The 16,991-nt window shown below is 34.4% G+C and carries 9 protein-coding genes; 7 read left to right on the forward strand and 2 right to left on the reverse strand.

Going from position 1 to position 16,991, the window contains the following annotated elements:
* Positions 1–264 precede the first annotated feature (264 nt).
* From pgmB to Q0505_RS12930, 6 genes are all read left to right on the forward strand, one after another.
* A complete protein-coding gene (pgmB, locus tag Q0505_RS12905) occupies positions 265–915 on the forward strand; it encodes a beta-phosphoglucomutase (RefSeq protein WP_299213504.1) in 651 nt (216 codons plus the stop codon).
* Positions 916–1,045: 130 nt separating this feature from the next.
* Positions 1,046–3,391, forward strand: a complete 2,346-nt coding sequence (locus Q0505_RS12910) for a glycoside hydrolase family 65 protein (RefSeq protein ID WP_299213506.1) — start codon at positions 1,046–1,048, stop codon at positions 3,389–3,391.
* 398 nt (positions 3,392–3,789) lie between these two features.
* Complete coding sequence (locus Q0505_RS12915; RefSeq protein WP_299213507.1) at positions 3,790–4,203, forward strand: hypothetical protein; 414 nt, start codon at positions 3,790–3,792, stop codon at positions 4,201–4,203.
* A 409-nt stretch (positions 4,204–4,612) separates the two neighbouring features.
* Positions 4,613–8,311 (forward strand): hypothetical protein, encoded by a 3,699-nt coding sequence (locus Q0505_RS12920; protein WP_299213508.1) that lies wholly within the window; start codon positions 4,613–4,615, stop codon positions 8,309–8,311.
* Between the two features lie 13 nt (positions 8,312–8,324).
* Positions 8,325–12,413, forward strand: a complete 4,089-nt coding sequence (locus Q0505_RS12925; RefSeq protein ID WP_299213509.1) for a DUF6443 domain-containing protein — start codon at positions 8,325–8,327, stop codon at positions 12,411–12,413.
* Positions 12,414–12,420: 7 nt separating this feature from the next.
* Positions 12,421–12,780 carry a hypothetical protein gene (locus tag Q0505_RS12930; RefSeq protein ID WP_299213510.1) on the forward strand — a complete coding sequence of 120 codons (360 nt, stop codon included), beginning with the start codon at positions 12,421–12,423 and terminating at the stop codon, positions 12,778–12,780.
* A gap of 95 nt (positions 12,781–12,875) precedes the next feature.
* Here the strand turns inward: Q0505_RS12930 and Q0505_RS12935 are convergent, their stop codons facing one another.
* Positions 12,876–13,547: a hypothetical protein gene (locus Q0505_RS12935; protein ID WP_299213511.1), complete on the reverse strand. Its 672-nt coding sequence runs from the start codon at positions 13,545–13,547 to the stop codon at positions 12,876–12,878.
* Positions 13,548–13,773: 226 nt separating this feature from the next.
* Positions 13,774–14,058 (reverse strand): hypothetical protein, encoded by a 285-nt coding sequence (locus Q0505_RS12940; protein WP_299213512.1) that lies wholly within the window; start codon positions 14,056–14,058, stop codon positions 13,774–13,776.
* A 189-nt stretch (positions 14,059–14,247) separates the two neighbouring features.
* Between Q0505_RS12940 and Q0505_RS12945 the strand changes: the two genes are divergently transcribed.
* Entirely contained in the window at positions 14,248–16,956 is a 2,709-nt protein-coding gene (locus Q0505_RS12945) for a BspA family leucine-rich repeat surface protein (protein ID WP_299213513.1), read from the forward strand.
* Positions 16,957–16,991: the final 35 nt, after the last annotated feature.

The raw sequence follows: 16,991 nt of genomic DNA on the forward strand, positions 1-16,991 counted from the left end.
GAGTTAAAAACTGAAAGAACCAAAATCTTCAAAATATAAAAGACCGCCTAAATTGTTTTTAGACGGCCTCTTTTTTTGTTTGCTAAATAAAAAAACTTGCTAAGATCATAGGAGATATGATCATTTATGAATCTGTTATGTATAATGTGGGTTAAACGTTCAAGTGATAACTGTTTTGATAAAATGTGTAATTGGTTTTATTATGATGAATTTAAAAGAGAAAATAGAAATAATAAGTAGCTTTGTGCCCAGATACAAACCAATATGAAGAAAGCATTTATATTTGATTTAGACGGGGTAATTGTAGACACCGCAAAGTTCCATTACCTCGCTTGGCGAAATCTTGCTAAAGGAATCAACTTTGATTTTACCGAGGAGCAGAACGAACAATTTAAAGGCGTGAGCAGGGTGCGATCTCTGGAGATTTTGTTGGAGATGGCAAACTACAAAGCGACACAAGAAGAAAAAGATGCTTGGCTTGTTCAAAAAAATGTAGAATACTTAAGCTACATCCAGAAAATGGATCAAAGCGAAATTTTACCTGATGTGCCTCGTGTCTTAGATTATTTAATTCAAAAAAATCAAGGCATCGCTCTTGGAAGTGCCAGTAAAAATGCACGTCCTATTTTGGAACGTGTGGCGCTTATCAATAAATTTCAAACCATTGTAGATGGTAATGATGTGACGGCTGCTAAGCCTGATCCTGAAGTATTTGTTAAAGGAGCGCAAGCGTTACAAACAGATGCGCAACACTGCATCGTATTCGAAGATTCGATTGCGGGAATTCAAGCAGCAAATAGTGCCGGAATGACAAGTATTGGGATTGGAGATGCAAACGTATTACACGAAGCAGATCATGTCTTTGCAGATTTTACAGGGATGTCTAATGACTTTTTAGACACCCTTATAAAATAAAAAATTCATCAATATCAATTTTTAAAACAGCCTTTCAAGAACCAAAATGAGAGATAAGAATTTAAAAAGTCTTGTCTCAAGAAGTGAGTAAAACAAACGATCCTGATTCTTGATTCTAAAAATATAAAACATGCATTTAGAATATATTATCCCTGACGCTTGGTCAATTATAGAGCAAAAATGGAATCCTGAGGTTGTAAAGTCATCAGAGAGTTTGATGAGTCTTGGGAACGGTACCATGGGGCAACGTGCTAATTTTGAAGAAAATTATAGCGGTGCGACTTTTCAAGGAAGTTATATAGGAGGTGTGTATTATCCAGACAAAACCCGTGTGGGTTGGTGGAAAAACGGCTATCCAGAATACTTTGCCAAAGTACTAAACGCCCCAAGTTGGATCGGTATAAAAGTGACGGTAAACGGTGAATCTCTAGATTTACATGCGTGTACGGCTGTTCAGAATTTTAATAGAACCCTTAATATGAAAGAAGGGGTGCTCTATCGTAGTTTTGACGCGACGTTGAAAAACGGAAGTAAAGTAGCTGTCAAAGCCACCCGCTTTTTAAGTTTAAACATCAATGAGATAGGTGCGATTAAATATGAAGTAACCCCTCTTGATGAAGATGCGACCATCAGCTATGAACCGTATCTGGACAGTGGCATTAGCAATGAAGATTCTAATTGGGATGATCAGTTTTGGAATACCCTTTCTGTTTCAGATCAGGAGCATCGCGCGTTTATTTTAGCGCATACCATGAAGACTCAGTTTCAGGTATGCACCATGATGAGCAACCAATTGTATGTGGGTGGGAGACGTATTCAGCTTTCGCGAAAGCGTACAGAAAAATCATCCTATCAAGGGAAAATAGGCAATAAACAAGAAACGATTACTTATATAGGTCATCAGTACGAGACTGATGTGAAGGAAGGCGAAACCTTGGAGATTCATAAATTTGGCGGCTACGTCAGTGATTTAAATCACGAGAAAGATGCCTTGTTGTCCGCTGCAAATGCCGTGCTTGAGAAAGCCGAAACACTAGGTTTTGAAGCATTATTGACGCAGCAAAAAGAAGATTGGGCAGCAGTGTGGGCGATGGCAGATATCACGATAGAAGGCGATGTCAAGGCACAGCAAGGGATTCGCTTTAATATTTTTCAGTTAAATCAGACGTATTCTGGAAAAGATGCGCGACTTAATATTGGTCCTAAAGGATTTACGGGAGAGAAATATGGCGGGTCTACCTATTGGGATACCGAGGCATATTGTATTCCGTTTTATATGGCGACCAAAGATCAGAGTGTGGCGCGTAACTTATTGACATACCGTTATAAACACTTAGAGAAGGCGATAGAAAATGCGGCAAAATTAGGGTTTACCAATGGCGCTGCTTTGTATCCTATGGTGACGATGAATGGTGAAGAATGTCATAACGAGTGGGAAATTACCTTTGAAGAAATACACCGCAATGGCTCTATGGTTTTTGCGATTTATAACTACGAGCGTTTTACGGGAGATACGTCCTATATTCCTGAAATGGGACTGGAAGTGATTATTGGGGTGGCGCGTTTTTGGAAGCAGCGTTTTACGTGGTCTTCAGATAAAGAAAAGTATGTAATGCTAGGCGTGACGGGGCCTAACGAGTATGAGAATAACGTGAATAACAATTGGTTTACCAATTATCTAGCAACGTGGTGTTTGGAGTACGCTTTCGCGAAAGCGTACCAAGTCCGCGAAGAACACGCGACCGACTTTGCTCGAATCCTAGAAAAAACAGCACTCTCCGAAGCTGAAATCACCGAATGGCAGAACGTAGCGAGTAAAGTGTATTTTCCTTATTCTGAAAAGCACGATGTGTTTTTGCAACAGGATGGATTCTTGGATAAAGAACTCATCTCTGTCGCCGATTTACCGATGTCTGAACGTCCTATTAATCAGAAATGGTCATGGGATCGTATTTTACGTTCCCCGTACATCAAGCAGGCAGACACCTTGCAAGGTTTTTACTTTTTTGAAGATCATTTTACTGACGAACAGTTGGAGAAGCACTTTGATTTTTATGAGCCATTTACGGTGCATGAGAGTTCGCTCTCCCCTTGTGTCCACGCCATACAAGCGGCAAAATTAGGTCGTATGAAACAGGCATATACGTTCTATTTACGTACGTCACGTTTAGATCTAGACGATTATAACAAAGAGGTAGAGGAAGGCTTACATATCACGAGTATGGCAGGCACGTGGATGAGTGTGGTGGAAGGTTTTGGCGGGATGCGGATGCGTGAAGATATGCTTTCGTTTGAACCTCAAATTCCCGATGCCTGGGAAAGCTATTCGTTTAAAATTAACTACCGAGGACAAATCCTTACCATTGAGGTTACGCAAGTCGGTACTCATTTTAGCATAGACCAAGGCAATGATTTAGAGATTTTGGTCAATGGGAAAGCGATTGTGCTGCGTGAGGGTAGGATGATGGTGGTGTGATACGTAGAATGATTCCTAAACATTAAAATAAAGAGTTCATTCTAAAATCACATCGTACAAATTTATAAAAGAGATTTATATGATTTTTGAGATCATAGGATCAATTATTTTACTAATTATAGATCCAAACAGACGAGGTAATAAAAAATATCTTAAACCAGAATTTTCAAAGATTAAAAGAATTAATAGGACTGATCTATTTTTTTGTTAATTGGGCTTTGTGCATATTTTATAAACTCTTGGTAGGTGAAAGAAGAGGTAATCTATAGAATTATAGGATGAGATATAGGATATTTTTACTGTTTATTCTTTTGATGAGATGTCAATCTCATACTCCTTGTCCAGAAGAGTTAAATATTAATGATCACTTTGTAATTCAAAAATGTATAAATAAAATATTGAAGACGCAAGATGCAAAATCAGTAAACTCTTATTTAGTAAGCCCTTATCTTGATAAACTATCCTTTGGACCTTATTCAAAAGAAGAAATTGATTCAGCTTTTCAATCATTTGAAATAGATTTTGATGAAGTGATATTAATGGATGATGCATCTGTGGGCTGTCAAAAACGATATTATGAAAGTCTATCTTCTCTTTCTAATACTAGTGGTAATGCAGTAGTTTTTAGCAGCACAAGATTGTACGGTGATTTAATCCAAGTTAAATTAACAGATTATTACGGAGATATATCTATGAGTAAAATAAAAAATAATGCTGGATTACATACAAGTCAGATGTATGAATATATTCTTAAAATAAAAGAAGACGGGAATGTTGATATCATTCTAAATAGCAGCACTTTTTATGATTAGGGTTTTGCTAGCGCTTGTTTATGATGAGAACTGTATGCAGTGAGTATTAAATAAGAATTAATAAAAAAAGCCCTTAGAAAAGGGCTTTTTTTTATGCCCAAAACATCCTCTTTTTATTGCTTATATGATAAGGATCAGTAGCTTCAGTCGTCTTTAGGCTATTTATGAGGTATCTCCATCCTATTGCCATATTTTTGCCCTGTACATCTGATCAAGTGTACGTGTTGGAAGAAATTAGCTAGCAAAAATCCCACATTTATTTATAAAAAAAAAGGTACATCTGTTCTTGTACTTGGTGTATCCAATCTATGGATATGTCTGAGTATACGATGAGGTATCCTACAATCACTAATTTATTATGAAAAGAAAAACAATGTTTTTAAAACACATATGTATAGTGTGTATTCAGATGTTACTTTTAACTTCTATAGCATCCTATGCTCAAGTATCGAGTGGGCAATCACCATTTGATTATGAAGCAGAGCTTAATAGATCTATTGCCATTCCTAATTCTCCAGAAGCAGAAGCCTTTACACAATATGGAAATACGTCTGTAAATATGTATGCGGGTACTCCTGAGATTGGGATTCCTATCTATACATATCAAGGAAGAGAACTTAATCTTCCTGTAAGTCTTAGTTATGATGCTTCTGGTATCAAAGTAGAACAATTAGCAACAAGTGCCGGTTTGGGATGGAATTTAGCTGTCGGAGGACGAATCTCTCGTATTACTAATGGAAATCCTGATGATTATATTCAATCAGGAATTACACCTTATGTTAGTTTCTGGAATGATAGTGTACAAAGTAAGATGATTGCTTATTACGATGAAAGTACTAAGTTTGGTACTCGTGATTCTGTAGTTATGTATTTTGATTTTCTGAATCGCATCAGTATCAACGAAAACGAGACACAACCAGACTATTTTAGTTTAAACGCTATAGGGATTAACGATTATATCGCTTTTGATGTTGCTACACGTCAAGCCTATGCGCTTAATAATCCTAATATTATTGTAGAGTTTACCACAAGTCCTGCTGCTGCAAATGGGATGCGTAGTATTACTAAATGGACTGTAACGGGGTCAGACGGTACAAAATACTACTTTGAAGAAGCTGAGGTTACTAATTATCAAGGAGATGATTCCAATCAAAACTTTGCAGTGACTAAGATTTATAATTCTTCTTGGGTACTTACCAAAATAGAGTCTGCAAACAGAAGAGATACTTATATCTTTAACTATACTCTTTTAGATCCTTGGTCGCAAAATTTCAGTGTCTCGGGATATTCTTCTTATAGTTACATTATAGATGAGAATACCCCTAATTATGTTGGTGCTCCTCCGTATGTAACGGGTTCTGTTCCCGCTATTAGAATACAACAGCAACGATTAGATAATATTACCCATAGTGGAAAAGAAATTATTTCTATAACGTACGAAGACCGTTATGATATAGGAGCTTCTGAAGCTATTGATAAAATCATTATTAAAGATGGATCGACTCAAGAACATAGAACATTCGATTTTTTAACCTCCTACTTTGGGATGGCTAATAATGAAGATCCTTCTACAGAATTAGCATCTCATATTCGACTAAAATTAGATGGTATTGATATCACTTCTAATACAAATGATATTTATCAAAAATACCGTTTTGATTATTTTTCTCCAGAACAAGTTCCTCCTGTAGTAAGCAGAGGGCAAGATTATATGGGGTACAATAATGGTCAAATATCAAACACAGTATTGTTTCCAGAAGTAACGGTAGGTCAGCATACCTTTGGAGGAGCAGATAGATCTTCAAGTTTTAATCATGCGATAATAGGAACACTTTCAAGAATTTACTATCCTACGGGAGGTTATACTGATTTTGAATTTCAATCACACTCAACACCTGCTGAAAGTGCAGATATTAACGAAAACACCCAGAATCAAATATACGGAATTCAATCCCTTGTAGGAGATATTGATACTAATGTTTCTTGCAATGATCCTGGAGCTTTCTGTGATTGTAGCGGAGGTAATGACATTGGTTGGTGTGCGGATACTTATGGAGCTACTGGAAGTCCCAATTACAGCAATACAAGTTTTGATATTCAAGAGGCTGGAAATTATACCTTGAAATATGTAGAGACTAATAACAATGGAGGTAATGTGCCTACAGGCTTTGCTTTATTAGCTTATGTTTTTAAAGTTTCCAATACTACTAATTGTGGATCACAACCAGTACGTAGTATTGACCAGATTATTGATTTGAGTAATGGCGAATTATTGATTGATAATGCAAATCTCATTTTTAATAAAAATTTTCATCAAAATCAGCTCAATGTTAACGGAGAGATGACTACATATCTAACCCCTGGTTGTTATCAAATATTTTTAGTAAACCCTAATGATAACATTACGCAGCTTATGCGAATAAGTCGTATTGAAACTATCCTAGATACAGAAGAAGAACTCGCAGAAGTTCAACGTGCAGGTATTCGTATTAAAACCATAAAAAACTATACAGATACTTCAGTGCTAGCTACAGAAAAAGAATACCTCTATAAAGTAGAAAAAACAGATTCAAGCACTTCTTCTGGAAATATCATTTTTCGCCCTCAATTTTATACGATTAATAATGGGTTGAGTATTGGCGAAGATTGTCAACTTGTAGATGCCACTTCTATTTTTATTACAGGAAGTTCTAGCGGTGGAAGTCAACCCCACATAGCCTATTCTCGTGTGTACGAAGTGTTTAAAAAAGGAACAACTTTAGAGGACAATGGAGGGTACATACAGCATGATTTTTATATTGATCAACATACAGGTCTGTACTCATCAGGAGTACCACCTAATGTAAGTTCTTATCGCCCATCATTGGCTGTTGGTCAAGAAGTAAATACCAGAATACATAGTGCTTCTGGAAATGCTTTACAGCAAACCTCAAGTGAATTGGCTGATCATGCTTCTGCCTATAAATATTTTGGAAGCTTTGGGATATATGTTGTCAATAAACCAGAAAAAATCTCCAATTTTTTAGTGAGTAAACCATATTTGGATGGTTTTACCTATGATTTTCAGGAAAAGTATTATGCGCAATTTAGTACAGCAAGTGAAGGTGTTGAAATACACTTACCTGATGAAGGTTCCTACAGTTGTGGTTATACATATCCAGATCAACCAGAAGGGTGGAATCGCCATATCACATCATACATACCCTCTTTTGAAATGAGAACATCTAGCGTTCAAGGAGCCGTTGGTGGTGCTATACAACAAGTATCGACACAATTCTTTGGGAACCCTGATGATAATCAACAGTTGCAAACAACTACAGATTATGAATATGATAATAGTATAGGGCATCTTCTCAGAAAGAGAACAACAATTCTTGAAACTGATGAGCAAATAGAACAAGAATATGTGTATTCCTCAGAACTTACAGAGAGCGTGTATTTGCAAATGCAAACTCGTAATCAAGTTCAAGTACCTATTGTCACAACGACAACAGCAGATAATGCAGTAAATACAAGAAAAATTAATTATATCACTGCAGGAAATGGATTTTACCCAGGCTCCATTGAGATTACTAATAATCTTATAGATCCAGCAACAGGTTTATCTTCTAGTCATCCCAATGAAGAACGTATTTTCTTTGAGTATTACTCAAATGGAAACATACAAACATCCTATCAGTTGGATGTCTCTACAAGTGGAGGGCTACCCTCTACTTTGGATAGAGTTAATGTAGTCACTTATATATGGGGATATAGTAATAAATATCCTATTGCAAAAATTGCAAACGGTACATATTCAGACATATCATCTTATATATCTTCCTTAGTCAGTTTTGCTCAGGCAGATAATGATAGAACAATAGGATATGTAGGTAATGAAGGAGCGCTTAGGCAAGCATTAGATGCTATGCGAGATGATCCAACACTTAGCCATACCCAAATAAGTTCCTATACCTATGATCCATTGATAGGAGTTACCTCTATGACAGACCCTCGTGGCTATACAATGTACTATGAGTATGACTCCTTGTATAGACTTAAGTATGTTAAAGATGCCACTGGAAATATCTTAAGTAAAAATGAATATAATTTTAAAATCAATAACTAATACGCTCATTAAGATGAAAAAAATAATAGCATTCGTAATGTTGATGTTTACAATATTAGCTATTGGACAGACAACAACAGAAAATTACGTAAAGACAACAACATATCAAATACCCACTCAAACAGATGTGGTAGATGATGAACAAAAAATAGAGAATATCACCTATTACGATGGTTTAGGAAGAGTAATGCAATCTGTTTCAGCAAAGGCAGGAGGCAATAAACAAAATGTGGTTCAAATGGTCACATATGATTCTTTAGGGCGTACTAGCAAACAATACTTGCCTTATGCAACACCTACAGAAATGGGAACTCCACTTAATTTTACCAATCAGGGTGTTTTAAAAGATAGTATAGAGACTTTTTATAACACCTTTAAGTATGAGAATACTCAAAATCCATATAGTGAAACCCTTTTTGAAGAATCTCCCCTTAGCAGGCCTTTGCGACAAGGAGCGCCTGGTAATAGTTGGGTAATACAAAAAGACACCATTTTTGATCATACGATCCATTACATTTACACTGCTAACACGACAAGTAATCAAGACGATGAAGGAGATGATGTACTAGATTTCAATGTTGTTTTTAACGGAACAGATATCACTCAACCATCACTACAACTTATCGGCATTCATTCAGAAAACAGATTATCAAAGACAATTGTACAAGATGAGAATTTCGAACAAAGATATGAAGCAGTAGGACCACCTCCAGGACCCTTTGATCCTCCACAGGAGTATACTATTGTAGAAAGTGGAGATCATGCTATAGAGGAGTTTACCAATAAAAAGGGACAAGTAGTACTAAAAAGAACCTATGACCAAGAGGTTCCACATGACACCTATTATGTCTATGATGATTTTGGCAATCTTACGTTTGTGCTTTCTCCAGAAGGAAGTAGTCAAATCGTAAACGGGTCAAATCTAGTGAGTAATTATCAAGACATTTTAGATAGGCTTTGTTATCAATATCGTTATGATTATCGTAACCGATTGATAGAAAAGAAAATTCCTGCAAAAGGATGGGAATATATTTATTATGATCTGCTGGATCGTCCTGTATTAACACAAGATGCCCGCTTACGCGAAAACAATCAATACCTGTTTACAAAATATGATGCACTCAATCGTGTCGTATACACAGGAATCTATCAAGCAACGGGAGGGGGTTCTAATACTCTTATACAAACGGCAATTAATGCACAAACCAGTTTTAATGAAACTCGTACAGCAGCCACAAGTATAGGAAATGATACTATATATTACTCAAACGGGGTATTTCCTAGTAGTAATATTACAATACATACTGTAAATTATTATGATAGCTATATAGACCATGCAGGAATTACCTTACCTCCTACAGTATATGCAGATTCTTTAACAAATAGTACCCGAGGGCTACCTACAGTTTCTAAAGTACGAGTATTAGAAAACAGTGATTGGATTACTTCAGTTACGGGCTATGATGAGAAGGCAAGACCTGTGTATGGAGTAAGTGTTAATGCCTACCTCGATACAGAAGATATTACAGAGTCACGATTGGATTTTATCGGAAAAGTACTAGAGAGTAAAACCACACATCAAAAAACAAGACATCAGGCTATAGTCACTAAAGATTATTTCACCTATGATCATCAAAATAGATTGGTGACACATACGCAGCAAATAGACAATGAACCAGTACAATTGATTGCTAGTAATAGCTATGATGAAATAGGACAATTAGAATCTAAACGTGTAGGAGGGCAGCTTTTTGAAATTGGATACACTGACTTGGTTAATGTAGTTGTATCTAATGATGGTTATTTTATTACAAAAACGGATGATGCAAATTCTTACAATGCGGGGCTTGCTACAATTGGTAAATTAGAAGATAATGGTGGATTTTCCTTTACTATAGAGACCATAGGTTCAGAACTACGTGTGGGGTTAAATAATATCAATACGGATCCTGGCGCAGGAGGAATGAATTACTACTATCTCTTCACAACTAATTATAATTCTAATGGCTATTTATACTATGTGTTTACTCGTCCTTTAGCAGGAGGAGGTTCTACATTGCAATATTCAGGACGTTACCTATCTGATAATAAAAATTTTAGTATAGAAATAGAAGAAGGTGTTGCACACTTTAAACAGAATGGAAATATTAAAGTATCTGTACCACTAGAAGATTCTGAAATTCCTCTTATCGGTGATATTAGTTTAAAAACACCAAATTCACAAATCAGTAATCTTAATTTCTATGCGACTACAATTGATAAAAGTCTTCAAAAAGTAGACTATGCCTATAATGTGCGAGGATGGCTTACAGATATTAATCCAGAGACAAATCAAAACGAAGCTGATTTATTTACCTTTAAATTGTATTATGATGATACAGAGGGTTTTGATACATCACAAGATATCACACCAACGCCTCTATATAATGGAAATATAGTACAAACCATTTGGAGTACAGCCAATACCGATAAACAAGAGAGAAGTTATGCGTATACTTATGATGCTTTAAACAGAATTTCCATAGCATCTAGTGGTAAAGGAGTTGCTTTCAATACCAAAGATGTCTACTCATTATATGATGTAAGTTATGATAAAAACGGAAATATAGGGACTCTTAAAAGAGATAGTCAAGCAAGTAAAAGTAGTACAGCACTTATGGACGACTTGACCTATACCTATATAGGCAACCAGTTACAAAAAGTAGACGATGCTTCTGGTAATACCAATGGATTTAAAGATGGGGGGCAATTTGCAAATGACTATACCTATGATGTAAACGGAAACCTAACGACAGATCAAAATAAAAAGATTACTAATATTACCTATAACCATTTGAATTTACCTACAAGTATCATTATAAACGACGCAGGAGGTGAAAACGGAACTATTACGTATATTTATGACGCCACAGGAATCAAACTCGCAAAAGTGCTCGTAGACAACTCACAAGGAATTACTAAAACGACCTCGTATGCAGGAGGTTATATCTATGAGCGAGTAGGAAGTGTAGAAACATTACAATTATTCTCACATCCAGAAGGGTACATAGAACCTATAATCACTTCGGGGAGTACAGCGTATCAATATGCCTTTAATTATACGGATCATTTAGGAAATATTCGTTTAACTTATGCCGATAGTAATCTGGATGGAAGTATAGAAAGTAAATCAGAAATCATCTCAGAAAAGCATTACTATCCCTTTGGATTGCAACAAAAAGGATATAATGACGCGGTTACTTCCAACGTGAACAGCGTTGCGGAACGATTTATGTTCGGAGGAAAAGAATACGGACAAGAACTTGGATTAGATTGGTATGATATTTCTGCTCGTAATTACGACCCTGCATTAGGACGTTGGATGAATATTGATCCTCTATCGGAAAAATTTCATAGTTGGTCTCTATACAATTATGTATATAACAACCCTAATATGTTTATTGATCCAACAGGAATGGGGCCATGGCCACCAAGTTGGTTAGCAAAAGCGAAAAGTATAGCCATAGGTGTTGCTCATGGATTTATAGGTCATGATCCTAAAAAACCTCCAGCGGATCAAGGTTATATGTTAGATACGTTTAGACAACATTCAAACACTGAACGTGTTAAGTCTGATGATGATTATTATGAAGGTGGTCGAATTGGAGGTGCTGTACTTTATGAAGTTGTCGAAACTTATGTTACAGGTGGTTTGAATAATTTAAAGAAAGTAAAGGGTGCTGGTGAAATTGTAGAACAAATTATTAAAGAAGGCGGTGAAGAACTCTCCCAAAAAGGAGTTAAAGAAGGAGCAGAACAGTTAGGTAAAAAAGCTGTCTCCCCTAATAGACTTAATCATGTTTTTGGCAAAGCTGAACATAATTTAGATGACTTTGTGAAATCTTTTGGAGGAGACCAAAATAAAGCATTTGATGCGGTTCAAGAAGCAGCTAATAAAGCTTTAAAAGACGGTGCCTTAACGCCTAATTCAAAAGGAATATTGCCAAGTGGAGATGCAGGAAATATAATAGAAGTTGCAGGACAACAAATACGCTTAATAGGAGGTAGAATAAAAGATGGGGTAGTTGACCTGTCTTCGTTTAGTCAAAAAGGATTAAAATAAATTATTTATGGTTGATTATTTAAACAAACTCGAATTTGCTATTATACAGGAGGTATTTAAAAGCAAAACGACTTCAAAGGAGAATCTTTTCTTACTGGAGTATTTACCCTTTTTGAAAGTGGTAGAGAGAGATTTTACAGGTGTTGGGTTATACGTTAAATTTGATTATGACAATATAAAACAAATAGAATTTAATGAGAATCTGAATGCCAATTTATCATCAAACAAATCATTAAAGTTCGATTCTTTTGAAGAATATTTTTCTTTTGAATTATCAATAGATAAAGGTAAGTTTAACTATATAGAAATTGTAACATATGATGATGGTTGGGACGGGAAATATGACTCTTTTTCTTTTGAAGATTAAGTTAAAAGAAGGTTTTTGAAAACAAAATAAAGCACTAGAGAGTCGCGTATTTGAGAATAAGTTTCGATTTGTGCAAATAAAAAAGGGGCTGTCTTTTAGATAGCCTCTTTCTTTTTCTTGATGAAGAAAAAATAGATTATAAAAGCAACAAAACTAATTCCTAAAATATAAGATAGTATTTTGCCTATATAGTTTCCGAGTTGATAAGAATCATTTTGAGTAAGTGTTATTTTAGTTCCCTCGTTTTTTTTAACAATCTCTGGTGTTATAAAAGTAAAAGAGTTAAAAAAAACATCTTTATCATTAATAATTTTTTGATTAGCATTTGAATCATACTGAAAAGTTGCAAAGTAATTTAAACCATTTTTGTATAAGATATGTATTTCTAAAAGGTTATATGTTCCATCTTGATAACTAACTTTTAAAACATTTTTTTCTGCCAGAGTATTTTCAAAATTATAAGTCTCACTAGATAAAATTTCACTACCAGATTTACCTACATAACCATCTATAATACCTTTATAATAACGTTTAAGTTCATTTTCATTACTTTCCTTTAGATTCTTTATTGCTTCATTTTTAAAGATAGATAAAGTCATTATTTTATTATCATCTTCATAGCTGTAGACTTTTGCATTAGGAGTATTTTTAGAACTATAATCAATAGGTAATTTGAATTTTAAATCATGGTTATTGATCAGCTCCCACTTATCTTGTGAATAAGTGATTGAGCAAGTTAAAATTATTAGATATAGAATTTTTCTCATTTAGATAGTAAAAGTATATTTTAAAAAGTATAATATACATTAATATCTAAAACTTAAAATAAAAATAAGCGTTAAAATCATCAGAAGAGTATTCTAAAGTAAGTATGGTAATTTAGAGTTAAGTTAGTTTTTTCTCAAATCTGTCTTCTTCTTTTTAATTCGATTACTACTCAGATGAGTTAGAAAAAACACCAATCTCGAAAGAAAGGTGTTTAAAAGTATTTAATTATTCCAACCAAACTTCTTTGGCTTTGTTAAATCCAACCCATTTCATTTCTTTATCATACCCACGAGCAGACAGATTATAACGATTCAGTTTTTCAAGTGGGATATCATAGGCAAGAATAAAGCGTAAGAGTTCTCCGCTTGCCGTTGCAAACATTCCTCTAAGCTCTTCCCAAAACCATAATGGATTACGATCTGCAAAGATTTCTGCTATCCGATCATAGGAAAGAGAAGTGTAATTTTCGGGTAATGTTTCAAATATTTGCCCTTCAACTAGGAATAACATTTATGTATGACTAAAAAATCATGCTCTATGTCTTATAATAACACTACATTTTTTGAATATTATACCTCAAATTCCTTGTTTAAATTATAATTATCTCATAATCAGATATAAAGTTATTATTTTTTTATATATTTATTTGAAAATCAGATAATTAATAAAAAGGTGTTAATTATCATAAAATTTATTAAAATGAGAAAGATTTATATCCTTATTTTTCTAATTATTCCAATAATTAGTTTCTCTCAAATTTCACAATTAGGAAATGATATTGATGGAGAAGTTTTTTGGGATCGATTTGGTTCTTCTATAAGTTTAAGTGAGGATGGTAATCGTGTAGCTATTGGAGCCAGACTTAATAATAATGAGAATGTCGTAGATTCTGGTTCAGTCAAAGTTTTTGATTTTTTTGGTGATACGTGGAATCAAGTAGGGCAAGAAATTTTTGGTGAATCAGAAGATGATCAATTTGGATATTCTGTAAGTATGAGTTCTAACGGAAATATTGTTGCTATTGGAGGCCTTATGAATGACGGTAATGGAAACAATTCAGGGCACGTAAGAATATATCAGTTAATAGGCAATATATGGGTTCAGTTGGGAACTGATATCGATGGAGAAGGTATAAATGATCAGTCAGGTTTTACCGTAAGCTTAAGTGGTATTGGTAATCGGGTTGCTATCGGGGCTAGAACTAATAAAACGAATGATATTAATTTCTCTAAAGGTCATACTCGAATATTTGAATTTAACGGTTTAAATTGGGTACAACTAGGTCAGGATATTGATGGAGAGGCAGCAAATGATCAGTCGGGCTATTCTGTAAGTATTAACAAAGATGGTACACGAGTAGCTATTGGTGCAACTCTAAATGACGGTTTCGCTTCTAAAGCAGGTCATACACGAGTTTACTCATATAATGGAAATAATTGGATTCAACTAGGTCAGGATATTGATGGAGAGGCAGCAAATGATCAGTCGGGCTATTCTGTGAGTATTAATGATGTTGGTAATCGCCTTGTCATTGGTGCTGTTTTTAATGATGAAAATGGTATTGATTCTGGTCATGTGAGAGTTTACCAATTGATAAATGATACTTGGATACAGTTAGGTCAAGATATTGATGGAGAAGCTTCTGGAGATAATTTTGGAGAAGCGGTTACTATAAGTGGCGATGGTGAAACTATAGCTATCGGCGCTCGACGTAATGACGGTCAAACAAATATTAATAATATTGGTCATGTCCGCGTCTTCAAACTAGAATCAAATAATTGGTTACAAGTAAATCAAGATATTGAAGGTGATTTGCAAGGAGATCAATTTGGTGGGGCAGTTAGTTTAAGTGAAGATGGAAGTGTTTTAGCTATTGGCGCCGTTGGCTCTCTTAACGATATAAATAATGCAGGGTATGCAAGAATTTTTAGCATATCCGATGAAGCTAATTCAAATGAAGCATTCATTACAACTTGGAAAACAGATAATCCAGGTACTTCAAATGATAACCAAATCACTCTACCAACTTTATTTAGTGCACCATTTGTTTTTAACTATAATGTTGATTGGGGAGATGGAACTTCAGATACTGGATTGCAAAAAGGTATTACACATACCTATGCTTCTCCAGGAATATACACCATCAAAATTACTGGAGATTATCCATACTTCTTCGTTGGATCTTCTGCTAATAAATTTAAATTGATATCTATTGATCAATGGGGTGATATAGCTTGGGAAACTTTTCAAGGATCTTTCAAAGATTTCAAAAATTTAGATGTTTTAGCACAAGATGTTCCAGATTTAAGTCAAGTAACAACTTTACATGAAATGTTTATGGGATGCTCTTCTTTAGTAGGTAATGCAAGTTTTAATAATTGGGACACTTCGAATATTATATTTATGAATGGAGTATTTCAGGATGCTGTATTATTTAATCAACCAATTGGAAATTGGGATTTATCAAATGTTCTCAGTTTAACAGATATATTTAGTGGAACTATATTTAATCAAGATCTCAGTGAATGGAACGTTAGTAATGTTACACAGATGTCTAGAATGTTTAGAAATAATCCCATTTTTAATTATCCTCTAGAGAATTGGGATGTTGGTTCTGTAATTGGTATGAATGCTATGTTTGAGGGAGCTAGCTCTTTCAATCAAGATATTGGTACATGGGACGTGAGTTCTGTAATAGGTATGTCTCTTATGTTTGATTCTAGTGCATTTAATCAAGATATTAGTTCATGGAATGTTAGCAATGTAACTAATATGAATGCAATGTTTAGAAATACTAATTTTAATCACGATATAGGGAATTGGAATGTAAGTAACGTAACTAAAATGAGATTGATGTTTGATAATGCACTTACCTTTGATCAAGATCTAGGAAATTGGAATATAAGTAATGTTACCGATGTAAAGGACATGTTTAGAGATGCTAATTTATCTACTACAAGTTATGATAATCTTTTAATAGGCTGGAGTAATTTAGATTTACAACCCAACCTTGAATTTGGTGTTGGAAATAGTAAATTTTGTCTTGGAGAAGTGGCAAGGCAAAGCATTATTGATACATACAATTGGACTATAATTGATGGAGGAAAAGATTTAAATTCTTGTGTTGAAACAATAAATTTTGAAGATAGTAATGATAATTCTTTGTCGATAATGTTATTTCCCAATCCAACTAATTCAAGTTTTAATGTTGAGGTTTTAGATAAAGATTTAAATATAACTTCTATCAAAATATTTAATTTGAAAGGTAATTTACTAGGAACATACATTAGCAAAAGCAATTATAGTAATCAGAAATATAATTTTGATCTCTCTAATGGATTATATATAGTAAGGATTTTTAATGGCGATGTTTTACTTGGTCAAAAACAATTAATAGTGAAAAAATAACACTCATATTTTAGTTTATTATAAAAACACCAATC

The organism is uncultured Dokdonia sp., from assembly GCF_937910895.1.
Taxonomy (GTDB): domain Bacteria; phylum Bacteroidota; class Bacteroidia; order Flavobacteriales; family Flavobacteriaceae; genus Dokdonia.

Bases quoted from the DNA above. Each gene is read 5' to 3' on its own strand.
- pgmB (WP_299213504.1), top strand. From the start codon at position 265: ATGAAGAAAGCATTTATATTTGATTTAGACGGGGTAATTGTAGACACC.
- Q0505_RS12930 (WP_299213510.1), top strand. From the start codon at position 12,421: ATGGTTGATTATTTAAACAAACTCGAATTTGCTATTATACAGGAGGTA.
- Q0505_RS12945 (WP_299213513.1), top strand. From the start codon at position 14,248: ATGAGAAAGATTTATATCCTTATTTTTCTAATTATTCCAATAATTAGT.
- Q0505_RS12920 (WP_299213508.1), top strand. From the start codon at position 4,613: ATGTTACTTTTAACTTCTATAGCATCCTATGCTCAAGTATCGAGTGGG.
- Q0505_RS12940 (WP_299213512.1), bottom strand. From the start codon at position 14,058: ATGTTATTCCTAGTTGAAGGGCAAATATTTGAAACATTACCCGAAAAT.
- Q0505_RS12910 (WP_299213506.1), top strand. From the start codon at position 1,046: ATGCATTTAGAATATATTATCCCTGACGCTTGGTCAATTATAGAGCAA.
- Q0505_RS12935 (WP_299213511.1), bottom strand. From the start codon at position 13,547: ATGAGAAAAATTCTATATCTAATAATTTTAACTTGCTCAATCACTTAT.
- Q0505_RS12925 (WP_299213509.1), top strand. From the start codon at position 8,325: ATGAAAAAAATAATAGCATTCGTAATGTTGATGTTTACAATATTAGCT.